The sequence below is a fragment of the Pseudomonas sp. LB3P58 genome (assembly GCF_054897895.1).
On record NZ_JBUBVE010000001.1, the window covers coordinates 3,146,892 to 3,165,781 of the forward strand.

The 18,890-nt window shown below is 59.8% G+C and carries 19 protein-coding genes; 13 read left to right on the forward strand and 6 right to left on the reverse strand.

The features are described from left to right. Positions 1-87: 87 nt before the first annotated feature. The 5 genes from ACYZTZ_RS14515 to ACYZTZ_RS14535 all read left to right on the forward strand — a co-directional run bounded on the left by ACYZTZ_RS14515 (position 88) and on the right by ACYZTZ_RS14535 (position 4,574). Positions 88-2,037, forward strand: a complete 1,950-nt coding sequence (locus ACYZTZ_RS14515) for a DNA topoisomerase III (protein WP_461998700.1) — start codon at positions 88-90, stop codon at positions 2,035-2,037. 78 nt (positions 2,038-2,115) lie between these two features. Next, entirely contained in the window at positions 2,116-2,745 is a 630-nt protein-coding gene (locus tag ACYZTZ_RS14520; protein WP_461998701.1) for a glutathione S-transferase family protein, read from the forward strand. A gap of 48 nt (positions 2,746-2,793) precedes the next feature. Further along, positions 2,794-3,297, forward strand: coding sequence for a GNAT family N-acetyltransferase (locus ACYZTZ_RS14525; protein ID WP_461998702.1), 504 nt, complete (start codon positions 2,794-2,796; stop codon positions 3,295-3,297). A gap of 520 nt (positions 3,298-3,817) precedes the next feature. After that, positions 3,818-4,147 (forward strand): hypothetical protein, encoded by a 330-nt coding sequence (locus ACYZTZ_RS14530; RefSeq protein ID WP_461998703.1) that lies wholly within the window; start codon positions 3,818-3,820, stop codon positions 4,145-4,147. A gap of 124 nt (positions 4,148-4,271) precedes the next feature. Then, on the forward strand, positions 4,272-4,574 hold the full coding sequence (locus ACYZTZ_RS14535) for a hypothetical protein (protein WP_461998704.1): 303 nt from the start codon (positions 4,272-4,274) through the stop codon (positions 4,572-4,574). Here the strand turns inward: ACYZTZ_RS14535 and cynR are convergent. Then, entirely contained in the window at positions 4,560-5,465 is a 906-nt protein-coding gene (cynR, locus tag ACYZTZ_RS14540; protein WP_461998705.1) for a transcriptional regulator CynR, read from the reverse strand. The two genes, ACYZTZ_RS14535 and cynR, sit on opposite strands and share 15 nt — an antisense overlap. Positions 5,466-5,589: 124 nt before the next feature. Here cynR and cynS point away from each other — a divergent pair, with 124 nt between their 5' ends. Both cynS and ACYZTZ_RS14550 read left to right on the forward strand, forming a co-directional pair. Continuing rightward, entirely contained in the window at positions 5,590-6,057 is a 468-nt protein-coding gene (gene cynS, locus ACYZTZ_RS14545) for a cyanase (protein ID WP_046048957.1), read from the forward strand. A gap of 60 nt (positions 6,058-6,117) precedes the next feature. Continuing rightward, positions 6,118-6,780, forward strand: coding sequence for a carbonic anhydrase (locus tag ACYZTZ_RS14550; RefSeq protein ID WP_461998706.1), 663 nt, complete (start codon positions 6,118-6,120; stop codon positions 6,778-6,780). Positions 6,781-6,860: 80 nt separating this feature from the next. Here the strand turns inward: ACYZTZ_RS14550 and ACYZTZ_RS14555 are convergent, their stop codons facing one another. After that, positions 6,861-7,211 carry a BON domain-containing protein gene (locus ACYZTZ_RS14555; protein ID WP_461998707.1) on the reverse strand — a complete coding sequence of 117 codons (351 nt, stop codon included), beginning with the start codon at positions 7,209-7,211 and terminating at the stop codon, positions 6,861-6,863. 167 nt (positions 7,212-7,378) lie between these two features. Then, a complete protein-coding gene (locus tag ACYZTZ_RS14560; RefSeq protein ID WP_461998708.1) occupies positions 7,379-8,881 on the reverse strand; it encodes an aldehyde dehydrogenase family protein in 1,503 nt (500 codons plus the stop codon). A 166-nt stretch (positions 8,882-9,047) separates the two neighbouring features. On the opposite strand from ACYZTZ_RS14560, the gene ACYZTZ_RS14565 reads away from it, so the two are divergent. Further along, on the forward strand, positions 9,048-9,839 hold the full coding sequence (locus ACYZTZ_RS14565; protein WP_461998709.1) for an N-acetylmuramidase domain-containing protein: 792 nt from the start codon (positions 9,048-9,050) through the stop codon (positions 9,837-9,839). On the opposite strand, the gene glsB is transcribed toward ACYZTZ_RS14565, so the two are convergent. Continuing rightward, entirely contained in the window at positions 9,840-10,748 is a 909-nt protein-coding gene (gene glsB, locus ACYZTZ_RS14570; protein ID WP_046048962.1) for a glutaminase B, read from the reverse strand. It abuts the gene before it with no gap. A gap of 378 nt (positions 10,749-11,126) precedes the next feature. Here glsB and ACYZTZ_RS14575 point away from each other — a divergent pair, with 378 nt between their 5' ends. From ACYZTZ_RS14575 to ACYZTZ_RS14585, 3 genes are all read left to right on the forward strand, one after another. Continuing rightward, positions 11,127-11,330, forward strand: coding sequence for an HvfA family oxazolone/thioamide-modified RiPP metallophore (locus tag ACYZTZ_RS14575; protein ID WP_461998710.1), 204 nt, complete (start codon positions 11,127-11,129; stop codon positions 11,328-11,330). A 57-nt stretch (positions 11,331-11,387) separates the two neighbouring features. Next, positions 11,388-11,903, forward strand: coding sequence for an HvfX family Cu-binding RiPP maturation protein (locus ACYZTZ_RS14580; RefSeq protein WP_461998711.1), 516 nt, complete (start codon positions 11,388-11,390; stop codon positions 11,901-11,903). 94 nt (positions 11,904-11,997) lie between these two features. After that, positions 11,998-12,696, forward strand: coding sequence for a dienelactone hydrolase family protein (locus tag ACYZTZ_RS14585; RefSeq protein WP_046048965.1), 699 nt, complete (start codon positions 11,998-12,000; stop codon positions 12,694-12,696). A 52-nt stretch (positions 12,697-12,748) separates the two neighbouring features. Here ACYZTZ_RS14585 and ACYZTZ_RS14590 read toward each other — a convergent pair whose 3' ends face one another. Next, positions 12,749-13,729: a nitrilase-related carbon-nitrogen hydrolase gene (locus ACYZTZ_RS14590; protein WP_461998712.1), complete on the reverse strand. Its 981-nt coding sequence runs from the start codon at positions 13,727-13,729 to the stop codon at positions 12,749-12,751. A gap of 104 nt (positions 13,730-13,833) precedes the next feature. After that, entirely contained in the window at positions 13,834-14,766 is a 933-nt protein-coding gene (locus ACYZTZ_RS14595) for a GlxA family transcriptional regulator (RefSeq protein WP_461998713.1), read from the reverse strand. A gap of 126 nt (positions 14,767-14,892) precedes the next feature. Between ACYZTZ_RS14595 and ACYZTZ_RS14600 the strand changes: the two genes are divergently transcribed. Next, entirely contained in the window at positions 14,893-18,381 is a 3,489-nt protein-coding gene (locus ACYZTZ_RS14600) for a hypothetical protein (protein ID WP_461998714.1), read from the forward strand. A 14-nt stretch (positions 18,382-18,395) separates the two neighbouring features. Then, positions 18,396-18,881: an adenosine-specific kinase gene (locus ACYZTZ_RS14605; RefSeq protein ID WP_461998715.1), complete on the forward strand. Its 486-nt coding sequence runs from the start codon at positions 18,396-18,398 to the stop codon at positions 18,879-18,881. Positions 18,882-18,890 lie beyond the last annotated feature (9 nt).

An 18,890-nucleotide genomic window follows, 5' to 3' on the forward strand; every position in this document is an offset into this window, starting at 1 on the left:
CTGTACATCCATACAGATAAAGATTGCCCCATCGCTCATCAGCCGCCATTCTGTCCGCCTCTCGACAGTTGATGAGCGATGGTGGTTATGCGGCTGTACCTCTGTGAAAAACCTTCCCAGGCCAAAGACATTGCGGCCGTGCTCGGCGCCAGGCGTCGTGGCGACGGCTGCTGGCTGGGAACGGACGTCACGGTGACCTGGTGCATCGGCCATCTGCTGGAAACCGCACCGCCGGACGCCTATGACGCGCGTTACAAGCGCTGGGTGCTGGCGGATCTGCCGATCATTCCAGAGAAGTGGAAAATGACCGTCAAACCGCGCACGGCCAGCCAATACAAAGCGGTCAAGCGACTGCTCGGCGAGGCCGATGAATTGGTGATTGCCACCGACGCCGACCGTGAAGGCGAGATGATCGCTCGGGAACTGGTGGAGCATTGCCGTTATCGCGGGCCGATCCAGCGGCTATGGCTGTCGGCGCTGGACGATGCGTCGATCCGCAAAGCGCTGGCAGCCCTGAAGCCGGGGGCCGAGACCTTTAGCCTTTACCATTCGGCACTCGGGCGCTCCCGGGCCGACTGGTTGATCGGGATGAACATGAGTCGGCTGTTCACACTGCTGGGGCGTCAGTCCGGTTATCAGGGCGTTTTGCCGGTCGGTCGGGTGCAAACGCCGACCCTGCGCCTGGTGGTGGATCGCGACCGCAGCATCGCCGATTTCGTGCCGGTCGCCTATTGGGCCATCGATGTGCAACTGCTGCACGACGGCACCACGTTCACCGCCCAGTGGCGTGCAGCCTCCGAAGTTTGCGACGATCAGGATCGCTGCCTGAATCAGGCGTTGGCGCAGCAAGCAGCGGCGGCGATTGGCAGTGCGGCGAGTGCCCGGGTGATCAAACTGCGCACCGAGCGGATGCGCGAAGTCGCCCCCCTGCCCTTCGATCTGGGCACCTTGCAGGAAGTCTGCTCGAGGAAGCTCGGGCTCGGCGCCCAGGAAACCCTCGACATTGCCCAGGCGTTGTACGAAACCCACAAGGTCATCACCTATCCCCGCAGCGACTGCGGTTATCTGCCCGTGAGTCAGCACAGCGAAGCACCGGGCATTCTGGCCGCGCTGAGGCAGGCTGATCCGGCACTGAACGCCTTGAACGATTTCCTGGAGCCTCAGCGCCGCTCACGGGCCTGGAACGATGCCAAGGTCAGCGCGCACCACGGCATCATCCCCACCGCTGCAGCGAAAAACCTCGAGCGACTGGCAGGCAAGCAGCGGGCGGTCTATACCCTGATCCGCGCGCGTTATCTGGCGCAGTTTCTGCCCAACCATGAATACGACCGGACTCAGGCCGACTTCGACTGCGCCGGTGAAGCCTTGCGGGCCGTCGGCAAGCAGATCGTCGAGCCCGGCTGGAAACGCGCCCTGCCCGAGGCCCTCGCCCCAGCCAAGGGCCGCGAAGCACCGGCGCCGCAAACGCTGCCGGCATTGGCCGAAGGACGTGACTGCGCAGTGGCCGACGTGAAGCTCAAGGACCTCTGGACGCAACCGCCCAAACCGTTCACCGAAGGCGATCTGATCAAGGCGATGAAGAACGTCGCCAAACTGGTGGAAGATCCCCTGCTCAAGCAGAAACTCAAGGACACCACCGGCATCGGCACTGAAGCGACCCGCGCCTCGATCATCCAGGGCCTGCTCGACCGTGGTTATCTGATCAAGAACGGCAAGGCCCTGGCCGCCACCCCGGCCGCGTTCAGCCTGATCGACGCGGTGCCGCGTGCCATCGCCGACCCTGGGACCACGGCGATCTGGGAGCAGGCGCTGGACATGGTGCAAAGTGGTGAAATGAGCCTGGAAGAATTCGTCACCAAGCAAGCCGCGTGGATGAGCAAACAGGTCGCCCGTTGCGCCGGCCTGAGCCTGACCATCAGCGGACCGGCAAGCCCCGCCGGGCGCGGTGCCACACCGTGGAAAAACAAACGCAAGCCCGCCAAACGCAAGCCCTCGACGGGCACCAAACGCGCGGCAAAACCGGCGAGCAAGGCTTGAGGGCACTTCAAGCGAGCCAAAAGGGTCTAGTGTTCTTCAAGCCCGGCGGCAGCCCCATTTTCTGAGAAGGCATCAACCATGATTATCGTGCATCACCTGAACAACTCCCGTTCCCAGCGGATTCTCTGGTTGCTGGAAGAACTGGCCATCCCTTACGAGCTGAAATGCTATCAGCGTGACCCGAAGACCAACCTGGCACCGCCCGAATTGAAAGCGATCAATGCCCTGGGTAAATCACCGGTCATCGAAGACGGCGCGCAGAAGCTGATCGAGTCCTCGGCGATCATCGACTACCTGATTCGCCGTCATGGCGACGGTCGCCTGCAACCCGATCCATCCACCCCCGCCTATGACGAATACGTGCAGTGGCTGCATTTCGCCGAAGGCTCGGCGATGTTGCCGCTGATGTTGAACCTGTACGTAGGGCGTCTCGGTGAAGCCGGCGCGCCGTTGCATCCGCGGATCAACTCGGAGGTGGCCAACTACCTGGGCTACCTCGACACGGCTATGAGCCAGTCCGATTACCTGCTGGGCGATGAGTTCAGCGCCGCCGACATCCAGATGAGTTTTATCGGCGAGATCGCCAGAGCCCAGGGCAAGCTCGGCAACTATCCTCATATAGCGACCTGGATTGAACGCTTTCAGGCTCGTCCGGCCTATCAAGCTGCTCTGCAAACAGGTGGGAAATACGATTTCGCCCCCCACTGAGTGAACACGTCCGGGCCACGGATGGCCTGCACCTCAGGAGCTATCAACATGCCCTTGATCGAACTGCACGCCGTCCAGCGCGACGAACTGGAAACGATTGAAAACCTGATGCAGTTCTACATGTATGACTTCAGCGAGTGGCTGCCGCTGAAGCTCGGTGAGCATGGCTTCTTCAACGCCCAGCCCAAACCAGGTTACTGGCGAAAACCCGCAACCAAGCCGTTTCTGATCAAGGTCGACGGAGAATTGGCCGGCTTCGTGACGGTGGATGATGAAACCCATACTCACGGCGCCGAGTACAACATCGGCTACTTCTTTGTCAGTCGACGCTTTCGTGGCCAAGGCGTCGCGAAGTTTGTCGTTTCCACCCTCTTGAGCCGGTTCCCCGGTCAATGGCAAATTTTCCACCTCGACGCGAATCAGCCTGCGCGGCGGTTCTGGGCCCGGGTCTTGACCGATCTCACCCATGGCGAGTTCACCCTGCATCAGCTGCCAGTAGACGGTTATCCCTGCACCGTTTACCGATTCCAGACATCGTTGCCAGCGTCCTGACTGGCGCTTTCCCCTTCCGCTTTTTAATTCCAAACGACTTTGTCCGACAATATGTAGTGACCAAAAATAATCACTACAAAACCGTTGACGCCTCCGATTTGCCCTTGCATGATGCAGACATCTCCCCGATCGGGAGAACAGGCAACACGTTTGAGCAAGCTCGTCTGACCGCCGAGCTGTTTTTCCCGGATACACGCTGCCCACAAGGCAGATTGAAGAAGCTGACCTGGCCTGAACGTCCAGTACAAGGACGAGAAGCGCTGGCGATCAATCCTCATGAAGCTTGTGGTCGACCCTGAAAACGTCGGCAGTGGCCAGAAGGTTTTCGCCGCTTCTCCTCGTTGTGACGCTATTGCGTAGCAGTTATTCAACACGACTACATGCAACAGACGCGGGACCCCGTCAATTTGGCGGCCGACCGCTGACGTCCTGGTTTCGGTGCCAGGGATCAACTAACCGATGGGCTACCTGTATTAGCGAATCAACTTTGAAAGATCACCAAATGGTCAAGGGGCTTACTATGAATCTGAACAATCAACCCACTATCGATGAACTGGCTCATCTGTTCGCTGTACAAAAAGACAGCCATGACAGCCATATTCTGTGGATCAGCAAGTCGGGCCAGGTGCATATCGACTGCCTGTCGATGCACGCTGATGAAGCGGAGTTCGACAAGAACAACCAGAACCTGCTCGCCCGACTGAAGATGTACCGTCGCGGCCAAGGCTATGTCGGCAAGAAAGCCGCGGCTGACAAGGACTTCATCGGTAATGTTCTGCAGACGCTGAAACAGGCCTGGGCCTCGATGCAGAACCAGAACGAAGTTCGGGTGATTGACCGGTTCTACTGATACCTCCACACCCCATCCATAAAAAGGCCCCGCTCGTCACATTGAGCGGGGCCTTTTTGTTTGTCTCGTGCGCACCAAACAACGCTATCGTTAACCGTGCTCACTGGATCATTGGAGGTTTGTGATGAACATACAACTGACAGGCTTGCTGTTACTCGTAATCGCCAGTGCTGCCCATGCAAACAGCATCACCGGCATTCCGTTGTTCGATGCGGACTGCCCCGGCAAAATCATCGTCCACGCGGATCAGGACGGACCGGTGTTGATCAACAGCAAGGAAGCCGAGACCAAAGCCATTGACGATCGCCGATTCGAAGCCAAGGGTTCGGGCGTCGTCATCTCGATCCTCCTCTCCGATGACGACTCGGTCACGGTGTCCTCCACGGGCAAGGCGCCCAATGGTGTGTGCCAATTAATAGAAGACTGACGTCGTCGACTCACCTGCAGCCGCACCCAACACCAGCTCCATAAAAGCCACCGACGCTGCACTGTGATAGTTGTTTTTGCGTCGAAGCAGCGCGGCCCCTCGCCTGGGCGACTCCCCCAACAACGGGATTTTGCGCAACGCCCGGTCCTTGGTGGCAATGGGTTCCGGAAGGATGGTGGCGATGGCCGTGTGCCGAATGACTTCCAGCAAGGTGCTCACCGAGTTGACCTCGATCACCACTTTCGGCGTGATTTGCTCCTGAGCAAAGTACTCATCAATGCGTGTGCGGGTAACGAAGTCCGGGGCCAGCAGCGCAAATTCCAGTTGCGCGACCTCTTGCGCGGACAACGCGACCTGGCTTTCGTATAACGGGTGATCGCGCCCCACCATGACGCCCAACGTCTCGGTAAACGCCGGGATCGACTCGATGTCGGCATTTCTGACCTGGGTAAACGCGATGGCGATGTCCAGTGAGTCATCCACCAGACCGGCCTCGATGTCATCCATCGACAGCTCGAAAATCTGCAAATGGATGTTCGGATACCGCGCCACGTAATCACGCACCAGCGGCCCCACCAGGTACGCCATGAACGTTGGGGTCATGGCCAGCCGCAAGGTGCCGCGGGACAAGTCCTTTACGTCATGCAGCGCACGTTTTCCCGCCTCCAGTTCTACCAGCACCCTACGAGCACATTCGATGTAGGCCTCGCCCGCATCGGTGGGTTTCACCGTGCGCGAGGTGCGGTCGAACAGGCTGACACCCAGGGTTTCTTCCAGTTGCCGGATCTGTTGGGACAGGGTCGGCTGCGAAACGTGAAGCGCCTCGGCGGCGCGGGTGAAACCGCCGTGGTCGGCGACCGCCAGCAAATAGCGCAAATGTCGGAGCAGCATGGGGAACCACCATCTATAGGCCGTGCTTATGCGCTGCATTGTATATCGGTCTTGGACGCTATGGATCAATCGGCAGAAGATTGCTCCACACCCAAGCAACATCACTCCCGACAGGAGAAACACCATGCAACAGTCCCACGCTTACAACGACCCAAGCCTGGCCCTGACCACGTCGCTCCTCGATGCAAAAGCGCGCAAAAACCTGTCCTGGCAGGACCTGACCGACGGCACCGGCCTCGGTCTGGCCTACGTCACCGCCGCCCTGCTCGGTCAGCACCCGCTGCCGGAAAGCGCCGCCAAAGTGATTGGCGAAAAACTCGACCTGGACGCCGACACCGTGGCCCGCCTGCAGATCATCCCGTTGCGCGGCAGCCTCTCGGGTGTCCCGACCGACCCGACCATCTACCGCTTCTACGAAATGATCCAGATTTACGGCACCACCTTGAAAGCCCTGGTTCATGAGCAATTCGGCGACGGCATCATCAGTGCGATCAACTTCAAGCTCGACATGAAGAAAGTCGAAGACCCGGAAGGCGGCTCCCGCGCAGTGATTACCCTCGATGGCAAGTTCCTGCCACTGCGTCCTTTCTAAGTGAATACCGGCCCGCACTGCTGTGCGGGCTAAACCCGACTCACCCATGAGGACATCGCAATGAAAGCGCTCATCGAAGGTTTTTTGAAGTTCCAGAAAGACGCCTTTCCGCAACGGACCGACCTGTTCAAACACCTGGCCACCACCCAGCATCCGGGCACGCTGTTCATCACCTGTTCCGACAGCCGTGTTGTGCCGGAACTGCTGACCCAACAAGAACCCGGTGAACTGTTTGTGATCCGCAATGCCGGCAATATCGTGCCCTCTTACAGCCCTCACCCCGGCGGTGTGTCGGCCACGGTCGAATACGCGGTCGCAGTGCTCGGCGTCACCGACATTGTGATCTGCGGGCACTCGGACTGCGGCGCCATGACCGCCGTTGCCAAATGCAAATGCATGGACCACCTGCCCGCCGTCAGCGGCTGGTTGCAACACGCCGAGTCAGCGAAAGTCATCAACGAATCCCGCCCTCATGCCAATGAAGCGGCGAAGGTGAGTTCAATGGTTCGGGAGAATGTCATCGCGCAACTGGCCAATATCCAGACGCATCCGAGCGTGCGCCTGGCTCAGGAGAAAGGCCTGTTGAATTTGCATGGTTGGGTTTACGACATCGAGACCGGTTCGATTGACGCCCTGGATGCCAACAGCCACCGTTTTGTGGCGCTCGCCGAGTATCCGGACACCTGCGCCCTTCAAGCCCGATCCGTAGAAGCAGCAGCCTGAAGTGTGTATCCATTGGCAGATAGACGATCGACGCAGCGCTCCCGGCTCACGGGAGCACTGCACTGAAACGATCGACCGGGTTATTTATCGTCCATCTTTGTTGACGATTGAGGCCGAATTTCAGGGGCCTCTTCAGCGTTGGGGGGTTCTGGAATGCTGCCTGGTGTGAACACGTGAGTCAGCAAGTCTCTGGCATCGACGTCGACGACGCCCTGAACCGAACGGGCCAGAGCTACAGCCTGCTCACACTGTTTATGGGTGTTGACGCGGCCGCTCAATGCCACCGTGCCTCCGTGGGTTTTGACATGGATTTGCAGGCCAAGGCTGGGTTCATCCATTGCCAAGGCTGACTTCACCCTGGCGGTAATCCACGTGTCGTGAACGCCCCTTTCCAGATCATGAGAGTATTGTTGAAAGGAATGAAGTTTCATGGTGTAACCCTCTCTCCGTCATCAGATGCACTGCCCGTCCATTGGCTGTGCAGCCTTGACGCTCAGGCGAGCGTTATGGACATCTGATTCGTTTTGGAGTGCTCGCCACGCCCATACGGACGCACATTAAGTATAGTGCGGCCGTTGACTGGGGTCGTGGCGCTGGATCAGCGTTTGACCGACAGATCCGTCTGGGTCATGCGACTGCGGATCGTGAACACCCCATCTCCCGAGAGAATCGCGCTGCGAGCAAACAGGCGACCGCTCTCCCAGTTCGAAAGCCCCAGTTCCGGCTTGTTCAGCGCGTACTGTCCGTCGACCCAGCGGGTAATCCCGTTGCCGACAAAAGGTGCGTTGACCGCGCTGTAGAAGCGTTCCTGAGCCGAGGCATCTTCACTGATCAATGACACGGTGAACTGCGGGCTATAGCGATTGAACAACGCGATGGCGCTGTCCAGGTCATCGACGATCTTCAGGCTGACTTCCGGGGTTTCTTCCCATTCCCACTCGCGACCCAACTGATCCTCGGGCAGCGGTTCGGCCAACGCTTCGGTTTGATAGCCTTCGGCGCGGTACACCTCAACGCTGGCGGTCTGCCAATCGGCCGGCAAGTACGGCTCGCTGCCTTCTACGATGTGCAATTTGCAGCCCTGACCGCGTGCGGTGCCTGCCTGTTGCAGCGCGTCGAGGAACAGCGGCAGCAGTTCTGCGACACGGTCACGGTGAATCAGGCAGACATTCATCGTGTTGCAGACTTTGCGATCCAGCGAGTTGCGCACCACCGCGGCAAAGCGCTGGGCATCGGCGTCCTTGTCAGCGATCAGCCAGGCGCCACCGGTGCCGTGCAGGCTGACGGCAGTGCCGGCCTGTTGGGCGATGCTGCCCAATTGACTGACGGCACGACCCGAACCACGGGCCACCGCCAGCGACAGGCGCCGGTCGGCGAACATCGCCCAACCGGCCGCGTGATTGACGCTTTCCACCAGCGATACCGCACCGGTCGGCAGCCCGGCGTCGCTCAGCGCCGGATTCAGCGCGTGGGTGACGATGGCTTGCGCCGTGCCCAACGCATCGCTGCCAATGCGCAACACCGCGGTGTTACCCGTGCGCAACACACCGGCGGCGTCGGCGAAGACGTTCGGCCGGCCTTCGAAGACGAACGCGACGATGCCCAGGGGCGAGACCACTTGCTCGACTTTCCAGCCGTCATGCTCGACGCAACTGACCACTTTGCCGCGCGTGGCCGACGCATCGCGCCAGGCCCTGAGGCCGGCGATCATGTCGCGACGCATGCGTTCATCCGCCAGAAGCCGCGTGGTGGAGCGTCCACGGGCCTTGGCCCGCTCGATGTCGGCCAGGTTGGCGGCTTCGATCAGGGCCCAGCAGTCAGGGTTTTCCAAGCGTTGGGCGAAACGATCAAAGAACTCGCTGATGGCTTGATCGGAAATCGCGGACATTGCGCTGAACGCCGCTTCGGCCCGCTCGATTGCGATGGCCGCCGCTTGCTGGTCAGCCACCGGAATCAGCAACAATTCGCCGCTGACCTGCTCCACCAGCAAATGGTCCCCGGGCTGAAAGCGCGCGGCCAATTCGGGGCTGACCACAGAGACACGATTCCCGGCGAAAGGGATAGGCGTGCCAGCGACTAGACGTTCGAGCGCAAGAGACATGAAGCGGTTTCACCATGCAGTGGGCGGCCGGAAAATGTATAGCAAAATCCCTGGAGCGTCATTAACCGCACGCCTGACCGGTGATCGAAAACCCGACGGCCCTGCACCCGGCCCTCCTACGCTAAAAGAGGTACATCAGCGTTTCCTGTTTTCCAAGGAGGCCGTCATGAGCGATGAATTCACAAGCCATGGAGCGGCCCTTGACGATGAAGGTCTGGCGGCTGCGCTGGACCTTGCCAAAGTCAGTGCCGCGCAACTCTGGGCTGTTTTGGCAGTAGAAACCTCCGGCAACGGGTTCTATCCCGATCGCCGTCCGAAAATCCTTTACGAACGCCACGTATTCAGTCGGCTGACCCAGCAGAAGTTTGACGCGCAACACCCGGATATCAGCAGCAAAACCCCCGGCAACTATGGTGCAACGGGGCCGCATCAATATGACCGTCTGAACCTGGCCGTCGGCCTGAACAGGAACGCAGCCTTGCAAAGTACATCGTGGGGCCTGGGGCAGATCATGGGATTCAATTTTGCGCAGACAAATTCGGCGGATGTCGAGACGATGATCAAGCGGATGGTCGTGTCCGAAAACCAACAACTGCTGTGCACCGTTGGCACGCTGATCGAAGGCGGGTCAGTCGCGGCATTACGGGCCAAGGACTGGGCCAACTTTGCACGCCGCTACAACGGCCCCAACTACGCGATCAACAACTACGACGCGCGGCTCAGCGCGGCGTATCAGAAGTTCTCCTATGGCGGGACGCCGGACCTGAGAATTCGTATGGCGCAAACCTACTTGACGTACCTGGGCTGGCATCCCGGCTCCGTCGACGGCATTGTCGGCAAACAGACCCGGGATGCGATGAATCTCTTCCAGGCAAAAGAGCACCTGGACATCACCACGGTGCTGGACGATGAAACGCTGGCGTGTTTGCGCAGCCGGGTCGAAGCGTTGCCGCTCTGACTAGAACACCGACCAGCCAATCCGCTGACTCAGCAACTCCAGCGCGGCCATGCCCGCGAGGGAGTTGCCGGCGGCGTTCAACTCCGGTGACCAGACGCACACCGTGAATTGCCCCGGCACCACCGCGACAATCCCTCCGCCCACACCGCTCTTGCCGGGTAAACCGACGCGATAGGCAAAGTTGCCGGCTTCATCGTAGAGGCCGCTGGTGGCCATGATCGAATTGACTTGCTGGGTCTGGCGGGCGGTGAGGATCTGTTCGCCGCTGTGTTTGCAGAAACCGTCATTGGCCAGAAAACAGAACGCCCGCGCCAGATCCACGCAGCTCATGCGCAGCGCGCAATGGCTGAAGTAACTGCGCAGTACTGCTTCGACATCGTTGTGGAAATTGCCGAAAGACTGCATCAGATAAGCCATCGCCGCGTTACGCGCGCGATGCTGGTATTCGGACTCGGCGACCTTGCCGTCCACCATGACTTGCGGGTTGCCGGACAGCCGACGGACAAAATCGCGCATGGACAGTGCCGGCGCGGCAAAGCGTGACTGGTTGATGTCGCAGATCACCAGCGCACCGGCATTGATGAAGGGATTGCGCGGGCGCCCGCGCTCGAATTCCAGTTGCACCAGCGAATTGAACGGTTGGCCGGAAGGCTCGTGACCCAGGCGTTCCCAAATGGCTTCGCCGGAGTGTCCGATGGCCTGCACCAGGCTGAACACCTTGGAAATGCTCTGCACCGAGAACAGCGTATGGGCATCGCCGGCGCAATACAGTTCGCCGTCATTGCCATACACCGCGATCCCCAGTTGATCGGCTGGCACCGTACCGAGAGCGGGAATGTAGTCAGCCACCTTGCCCTGGCCGATCAGGGGACGTACTGCGTCAAGGATCTCGTTCAACAGCGCTTGCATGCCGGGTTCCGAAGTCACGCCCCATGGGATTGCGGGGACACAGACGCTAGACGCCAGCGGTCGAGGCCGGATCACAGTTTTGTACCGGCAAAATCCGAATTGGTCCCCCTGTAGGAGCTGCCGAAGGCTGCGATCTTTTGATCTTGTTCTTAAAATCAAAGTCAAAAGATCGCAGCCTTCGGCAGCTCCTACAGGGGGTTCGTCAATACGGTTTTTGTATCCTGTATCACAGTGTGTACAGCGCCCCTTCCGACACACCCCGCCTCTAAAACCCCACGCCAAAGACACATCGCAGATACACCTGCTTGATGAACTGTGCCTGTCGATTGGCCACGCCGATCAAAGCGCTCAACTCACTCAATGCTACGGAGTATCACCATGTTCAAGCTCTCGACTTCTTCTTTGACCCTCGGCCTGATCATCGCTGGCGGCCTGGCCCTGTCCAACGTGGCTTCGGCCTCCGAGTCCGAAGCATTCACCATGAAACAACTGGCCCACGGCTACAGCCAGGTCCAGGCCGACACGGCAGAAAAACCGGCGGAAGGTAAATGCGGCGAAGGCAAGTGCGGCGCCAGCGAGTAACCCTTTGCATGGGGCACCGCGTTGCCCCACTTCCCTGACTGAACGGAGATCAAGCCCATGACCACCTCACTCTCATCGGCCGTGAAAGGCCTGCACCTGAACCTCGACCGTGCCGGTAGCTGGATTGCGCCGCTGACCCTGCGGGTGTTCCTCGCCTGGGAGTTCTTCGAATCAGGCCTGGAAAAATTCAATGGCGAAAACTGGTTCGCCGATATTCAGGCCAGCTTCCCGTTCCCCTTCAACCACGTGCCGGCCACGCTGAACTGGGAACTGTCGATGTGGGCCGAACTGATCTGCGCCCTGGCCATACTGGTCGGCCTGGGAACGCGGATCTCGGCGATCATTTTGATCGTGGTCACGGTTGTCGCGACCGCCGCCGTTCACTGGCCGGCCGATTGGTCTACATTGAGTGAGCTTGCCCAGGGTTACGCCATCAGCAATAAAGGTCATGGCAACTTCAAACTGCCGCTGATCTACCTCGCGGCCTTTATGCCGCTGTTGCTCTCGGGTGCCGGCAAGCTTAGCCTTGATGCGCTGCTGGCTCGAGTCTTCTGGCGTCGCGATAACCGCTGAAGCGCCAGGGGCTCGATAACGTCAAGAACCCAGCATCGACGACTGACAGCCCCAACCAGCTTCACCCAACTCACATGCGAAGACAGGAGCCACCATGAGCGTGACCACCCAATGGATCGAGATCGACAGCGCCGACGGTAAATTCGGCGCTTACCTGGCCATTCCGCACACCCGCAAAGGCCCGGGGATCGTGTTGATCCAGGAAATCTTTGGCGTGAACGAACACATTCGCTCGGTCGCCGAACAATACGCCGCCGACGGCTACCTGGTCATCGCACCGGACCTGTTCTGGCGCAGCGGCGCGCGGATCGAACTGGGTTACGACGAGACCGGCTGGAAACGCGCCGTCGAGTTGATGAACGCCACCGACGTCGGCAAGGCGCAGAAAGATATCGAACTGGCCATCGACGCCTTGAAAGCCCAGCCGGGTCTGGACGGCGGGATCGCCTCGATTGGTTACTGCTTCGGTGGTTTGCTCTCGTACCACACCGCCGCCAATGGGCTGGTGGACGTGGCCATCGCCTATTACGGCGGCGGAATCCAGAATCAGCTGGACCGGGCCGATGAAATCGAAGTGCCGCTGCTGATGCACTTCGGTGAACAGGACAGCCACATCCCACTGGAAGCCGTGGAGAAAATCGCCGAGCGTTTCGATACCAACGATAACGTGGAAATTGTCGTGTATCCGGAAGCCGAACATGGCTTCAACTGCTCGCACCGCGACAGCTACAACCAGCGCGCAGCGGTTGAGGCACATGGCAACACGCTGATCTTTTTGGGTATGGAACTGTAAGACCAGGCGAGCAAAAGGGGACTTCCAGAGTCCCCTTTTTTGTATCTGCCGTTTAACGACTGAGTTCTTCCACGGTATCGGTCACCGCCAATTTCGGATGTGCACTGCGTTCATGCACATGGCTCGTTGGTGTACGGTCGATCAGCAGGCTCAGCAGTTCCGGGCGGCTGTAGTGACCGCGCGAATCCATCATGCGTTTGCGTTTGTCGATCAAGCTCATGTCGAGGTCGACGATCACCTCGCCTTCGCCTTCGCCTTCGGTCAGTGAGCCCTGCACCACACCATCCGGGCTGATGATCGCGGTAAAGCAACCACCGGAAATCGGGCCGATGGGGCAACCGGTGTCGGCCATGATTTGCGCCTGTTGCTCAGGGTTCAGCCAAGCCGTGGAGTTGACCACGAAGCAGGCCGCCTCCAATGCATGCTGGCGGATGCTGACTTCCATTTGTGAAGCAAACAACGGCCCCGCAAACGATCCTGGATACATCGCCGCATGGATCTGTTCGCCATCGGCCATCAAGGCGTAACGGGCCAGCGGGTTGTAATGTTCCCAGCAGGCCAGTTGGCCGATGCGCCCAACCGCGCTGTCGGTGGCGCGCAGGCCTGAGCCGTCGCCCATGCCCCAGATCATGCGTTCGTGATAGGTCGGGGAAATCTTGCGGCGATGCTGAATCAGGGTGCCGTCGGCATCGAACAACAACTGCGTGTTGTACAGCGTGCCGCCGTCACGTTCGTTGACACCGATTGAAACCACCATGCCGACCTGTCTGGCGGCGGCGCCGATGGCCTCGGTGGCCGCCGAAGGGACAGTGACGGCCTGATCCAGCAGTTTGAGGTGTTCAGCCGCCATTTCGAAAGGCGACTGAACGAACGAGAAATACGGGTAGTAAGGCACGATGGTTTCCGGGAACACGGCGAACTGCACGCCCTGCTCACCGAGTTCGAAAATCTTCTGCACCACTTTGTCGACGGTGCCTTCACGGCTATAGAGCACTGGGCTGATTTGTACGGCGGCGGCTTTTACGAGGGTCATGACGGTGATCTCATTGAGGGAGTGGATTTCAACAAGATCAAAATTACGCCAATAATATTTAGGCCGAAATGTCGAATACACCACCTTTTAGGACATCCTGAGCATCACCCGCGATTGGCTCGCTGAATGACCTGCGGTGGCTGGCCAAATGCACGAATAAACGCTCGACGCATCCGCTCCCGATCGCCAAAACCGGTATCGGTCGCCACCACGTCGATGGGGTGCCGACCGGTTTCCATCATCAGACGCGCCGCCTCCACCCGCAGGTTTTCGATAGCCTTGGCCGGTGATTGACCGGTTTCGGCATGGAACACACGGCTGAATTGCCGAGGGCTGAGGTTGGCGGCGCTGGCCAGTTCCTCGACCGACAGCGCGGACTTCAGGTTCTGCTTGGCATAGGCCAACGCGGCCTGGATGCGATCGGTCTTGGGCTCCAGTTCGAGCATCACCGAAAACTGCGACTGCCCTCCCGCACGCCGGTGGTACATCACCAATTGCCGGGCCACCCGCCGCGCCACCTCCGCGCCCAGGTCGCTTTCAACCAGGGCCAGTGCCAGATCGACGCAAGCGCTCATGCCCGCAGCCGTCCAGATATTGCCATCGTTGATGAAGATCCGGTCTTCCTCGACCTTCACCTTCGGGTACGCCTTCTGCAACGCCGGTGCATGGCACCAGTGCGTGGTCGCCCGCCGACCGTCCAGCAAACCGGCCTCGGCCAGCGCAATGGCGCCGGTGCAGATCGAGCCCAGACGCCGGGTGGTCCGACTGGCGTTGCGCAAGAACGCCACCATGCCCGGTGATACCGGACGGATCAGGTTGTCGCCCAGCACCAGTAGCGTGTCGAACGAGCGCTGGTCGAACGCCGAGGTTTCCACGCCAAACCCGGCGGAGGTCTGCACCGTACCGCCGCGCTCGGACAGCAAGGCAATGTTGTACGCCGGTTCGTCAGTGGCCATGTTGGCCAACTCGAACGTGGCGCACATGGCCAGGCCCAACACCTGAAACCCGGGGTAAACGATGAGTCCGATGGTGTGCATGGTGGCGGCTTCTTTTGACCTTAAAGGTGGCATGACGGATTTTACCGCCACTGACTTTGCACTGAACCCTCTTATTGGGTCTATACATAACTGTAATCAGTTGGCCGAGAACAAGAGGCACAGGCCATGGACAACAAGGGTTCTGGCACTAACCTGGCCTTCTGGCTGCCAGGCAGTGCGGTCATCCTGAGTCTGGTGGTATCGATGTTCGCCCTCAACCGCGAACCGTTCCTTGAACCGCGGCCGATCGGTGCACAGTTCCAGGCGCAACTGCCCATCGAAGCCCGGTTATGGCAAGACCCTTTCGATGCGGTCGAGCGTTATCGCAAGAAGCTCACGGACAGCAAGAACCCGGATGCCGAAAATGTCTGCAGCCCGGATATTTCTCCCCTGTCCGGAGACAAACCGGCTCCCGACATCATGGTGGCGCTGGCCGAAGGCGGCCCTTACGCCGACGAAGTAGAACGGCGCCGACGCATTCGTTATGCGCTGCTGGCAGGGTTCAAGAATTCCCACCGGGTGCCGGATCAGGAACAGTACATCCATTGCTTGAGACTCGCCGCCAACCTGTCGCTGGATCCCCCGCAGAAAAGCGGTTTCGTCGACGCCCCCTATGAAGTGTTCGTCTCCAACCCCTTCGATCCACCGACAGCCCTTGAAGGCGCGCCACCGCCGCCTGACCGAACGATCGTGTTCTGGTTCAAACAGGACGCGCTCGGCTCAACGCCGCTGCAGTTGCTCGAAACGTTACGCGATACCCTGAAAAATAAAATTGCTTTGGCGTGCGCTCCGAAACCGTGTTCCGAGCCACCCGACACGGCTGTCCTGAAGGTCATCGGCCCTTCTACCTCAACCGTCCTGCGCGACATGTTCCAGGACCAGGACATCGGCCAGGCCACACCGAAGGTCGAAATCTACTCACCGCTGGCCACGGCCGATAACGAGACGCTGGATCGCGGGTACCAGAAGCTGTCGCCGCCGCTTGCGATCAGGCAACCCATGAAGTTGCTGCGCACCGTCAGCGACGACGGCACCATGACGCAACTGATGCTGGAAGAGCTGAAGCTGCGCCGCGTGGACCCGGCCACGGGCGTGCGTTGCAGCGAAGGCAAACTGCAACGGATCGGCTCACCGTGTACCCGCGATCTTCGTCGCAGCGGCAACCGCATCGCTTTGATTTCCGAGTGGGACAGTTTCTACAGCCGCGCGCTGATCGAAAGCTTCAAGACACAGGTGGCCAAGGATGCCCGCCTGGGCAGCGACGAAAAAAACCATAGGGATGTGGTCGACCAGTGGATTTTGCGCTTCAGCTATCTACGCGGCCTGGACGGACGCCTCCCGGAAGAATCCGCGAGCAACGACAAGAGCGTCAGTGCCGATCCCGGTAAAAACAAAGACCCCACCCAACTCGATCTCAGTCCGCTGGAGAAATCCGACGGCAACTCCCAGCTCGACTACCTGCGGCGCCTCGCCGACCATATCGCCAATGAGGACGCGGCCTATCGACGCAACGGCGAAAGCGGCATCGGCGCGATTGGCGTTCTGGGCGTCGATGCCTACGACAAGCTCCTGGTGCTGCAAGCGCTAAAGAGCCGGATGCCGTACAAACTGTACTTTTCCACCGACCTCGATGCCCGCATGTTGCAACGGGGTCAGGCGCAAACCACACGCAACCTGATACTCGCCGCCCCCTACGGACTCACCCTGACCCGCGCCCTGCAACAGGACGTGCCGCCGTTTCGCGACAGCCTGCAAAGTGCGGTGTTCATCTCGGTGCTGGCGGCACTGGCGCCGCAATCCTTCGACGCCAAGCGCGCGAAGTTCGACTACTCCAAATCGGAGCTGCTCTCGCCGGGCATCTACGAAGTGGGGATCAGCGGCTTCATTCCCCTGGCGAGCCGGCTGACCGCTTCACGCCCGGCAAGTTGCGAGGCACCGACCCAATCGCAGTCCGATCGAGGCGTACGTCCGCACGACCTGATGGCGCTGCGTTGCCTCCAAGACCCCTCGCCACCGCCCTACCCTGAACCCTCCAAATCCATCCGCGACCGTTTCAAGCAAGCCCAATCCTTCTACTGGGCCGGGCCACTGACGATCACCCTGCTGATACTCGCCGGGTTCATCGTCTGGTGGCGCATCGAGGGCCCGAAAGATGACCATGACGCACGGCTGGCCTGGGTTCGCGGCGTGCCGATGACGTTGTTTATGGTGGCGGCGGCCTGCGCATTCATCGCCACTCGGTTCTGGCATGCGGAGTTTCTCTGGTTCACGTTCGTGCTGATATTGCTCGGTATCATCTCGTCGAACCTGACCCGACGCTCCGCGAGGCAACTGGCGATGGCCAAGGACTCGACAGCCAGCATGAGCACGGGTTTATACGACTCCCGGGCGTGGTACATCGTGGTCCCTCTTGTCATGTTCATCCTCGCGCTGATGCTGGCGTACCAGATGCGCAGCACGTTGACGGACAACGGACTGGGTGAGCCGATGTTCCTGTTTGAAGGCATCAGTGCCTGGCCCACCGTGGCACTGCGATTGCTGGCCGTGCTGATATCGCTCTCGGCGTTGGCATGGGGCTGGCGCAACCTGCGCATCAACCGGACCGAGATCGAAGCCGCGTACCATTTGCGCCTGCACATGCGCAAATACGAGATGACCTTGTGGGGACAGGTTCGACGCTTGATTCGCCGGGGCAAAGGCTGGCCATTGCGTCGTTGGTGCAACGAACTGGGGCACTGCCTGCTGAAGATTTTCTTCCCGCTACTGACCGCCAGCGACGAATGGTCAAAGTCCTGCGCACCGGCACAGGCCGCTTGCACGGACGGGCGCAAGATGATCGTCATTGCTCGCTTCTGGGGTGAGCACTGCGTCTGCGGCTCCTTCGGCGCCCGAATGCTGCGGGCCATGCTCGCCACGTGGGTTTACGTCGTGGTCACCAGCGTGCTGTTTGTGATCTGGCCCATGGAGGGCATGCCCGTTCGCGGCGCATCGATGTGGTGGATGATCAGTTGGCTGATCCCCTCCCTGACGTTCCAGGTGCTGGTGTTCTGGGTCGTGGATGCCAACCTGCTGCTGACGCGGTTCATACGCCATCTCAGCGAACATCACGCGATCTGGCCGGGCAGCTTGCAGATGGAGCACAAGAAAACCTTTGGCATGCTCCGGCACCCGTGCATCGATGAATGGGTGGATTTGCAACTGATCGCCAAGCGCACCTCGGCCGTTAACCGTCTGATCTATGCGCCGACCGTGGTCTTGTTGATCCTGTTGGCGTCGCGCAGCAGTCTGTTCGATAACTGGCCGACACCGCCCAGCCTGATCATTTCCTACCTGCTGACGGCGCTGGTACTGCTCATCTCCGCGCTATCACTGCGACGCGCAGCGGAAAAGGCCCGCACCGTTGCCTTGCAACGGCTCGACGCCTATCTGCTGCAAACACCCGAAACAACGCCTTGTTACACCAAGTTCAAGATGATCCGCGAGCGGGTCGCGACGTTCAATACCGGGTCGTTCTCACGCTACTCGGAAGACCCGCTGATCAGGGCGCTGCTGCTGTCGCTGACCGGTATCGGCGGCTCGGCCATTGTCGATGCGTTGAACTATGCGAAGTTCTAGAGGAGGCGTTCAAAATGCAACTCATCACGTTGAAAATCGACAAACCGGAAGCGACGAACTTCATTTTCGGTCAGACCCACTTCATCAAGTCCGTCGAGGACATCCACGAAGCGTTGGTCAATGCCGTACCAGGTATCCGCTTTGGCGTGGCCTTTTGCGAAGCCTCCGGTAAATGCCTGGTGCGCTGGTCTGGCACCGACACCGCCATGATCGAATTGGCCCGGAATAATGCCCAAGCCATCGGCGCAGGCCATAGCTTCATCATTTTCCTCGACGATGGCTTCTATCCCGTAAACGTGTTGAACGCCGTCAAAATGGTGCCGGAGGTGTGCCGCATTTTTTGTGCAACGGCCAACCCGACTGAAGTGATTCTTGCCGAGACGGACCAAGGACGAGCGATTCTGGGCGTGGTGGATGGCTACTGTGCCCGTGGCATTGAAGGCGAGGAAGACATCCTGTGGCGCAAGAACCTGTTGCGGCAGATCGGCTACAAACTTTGAACACGCTCA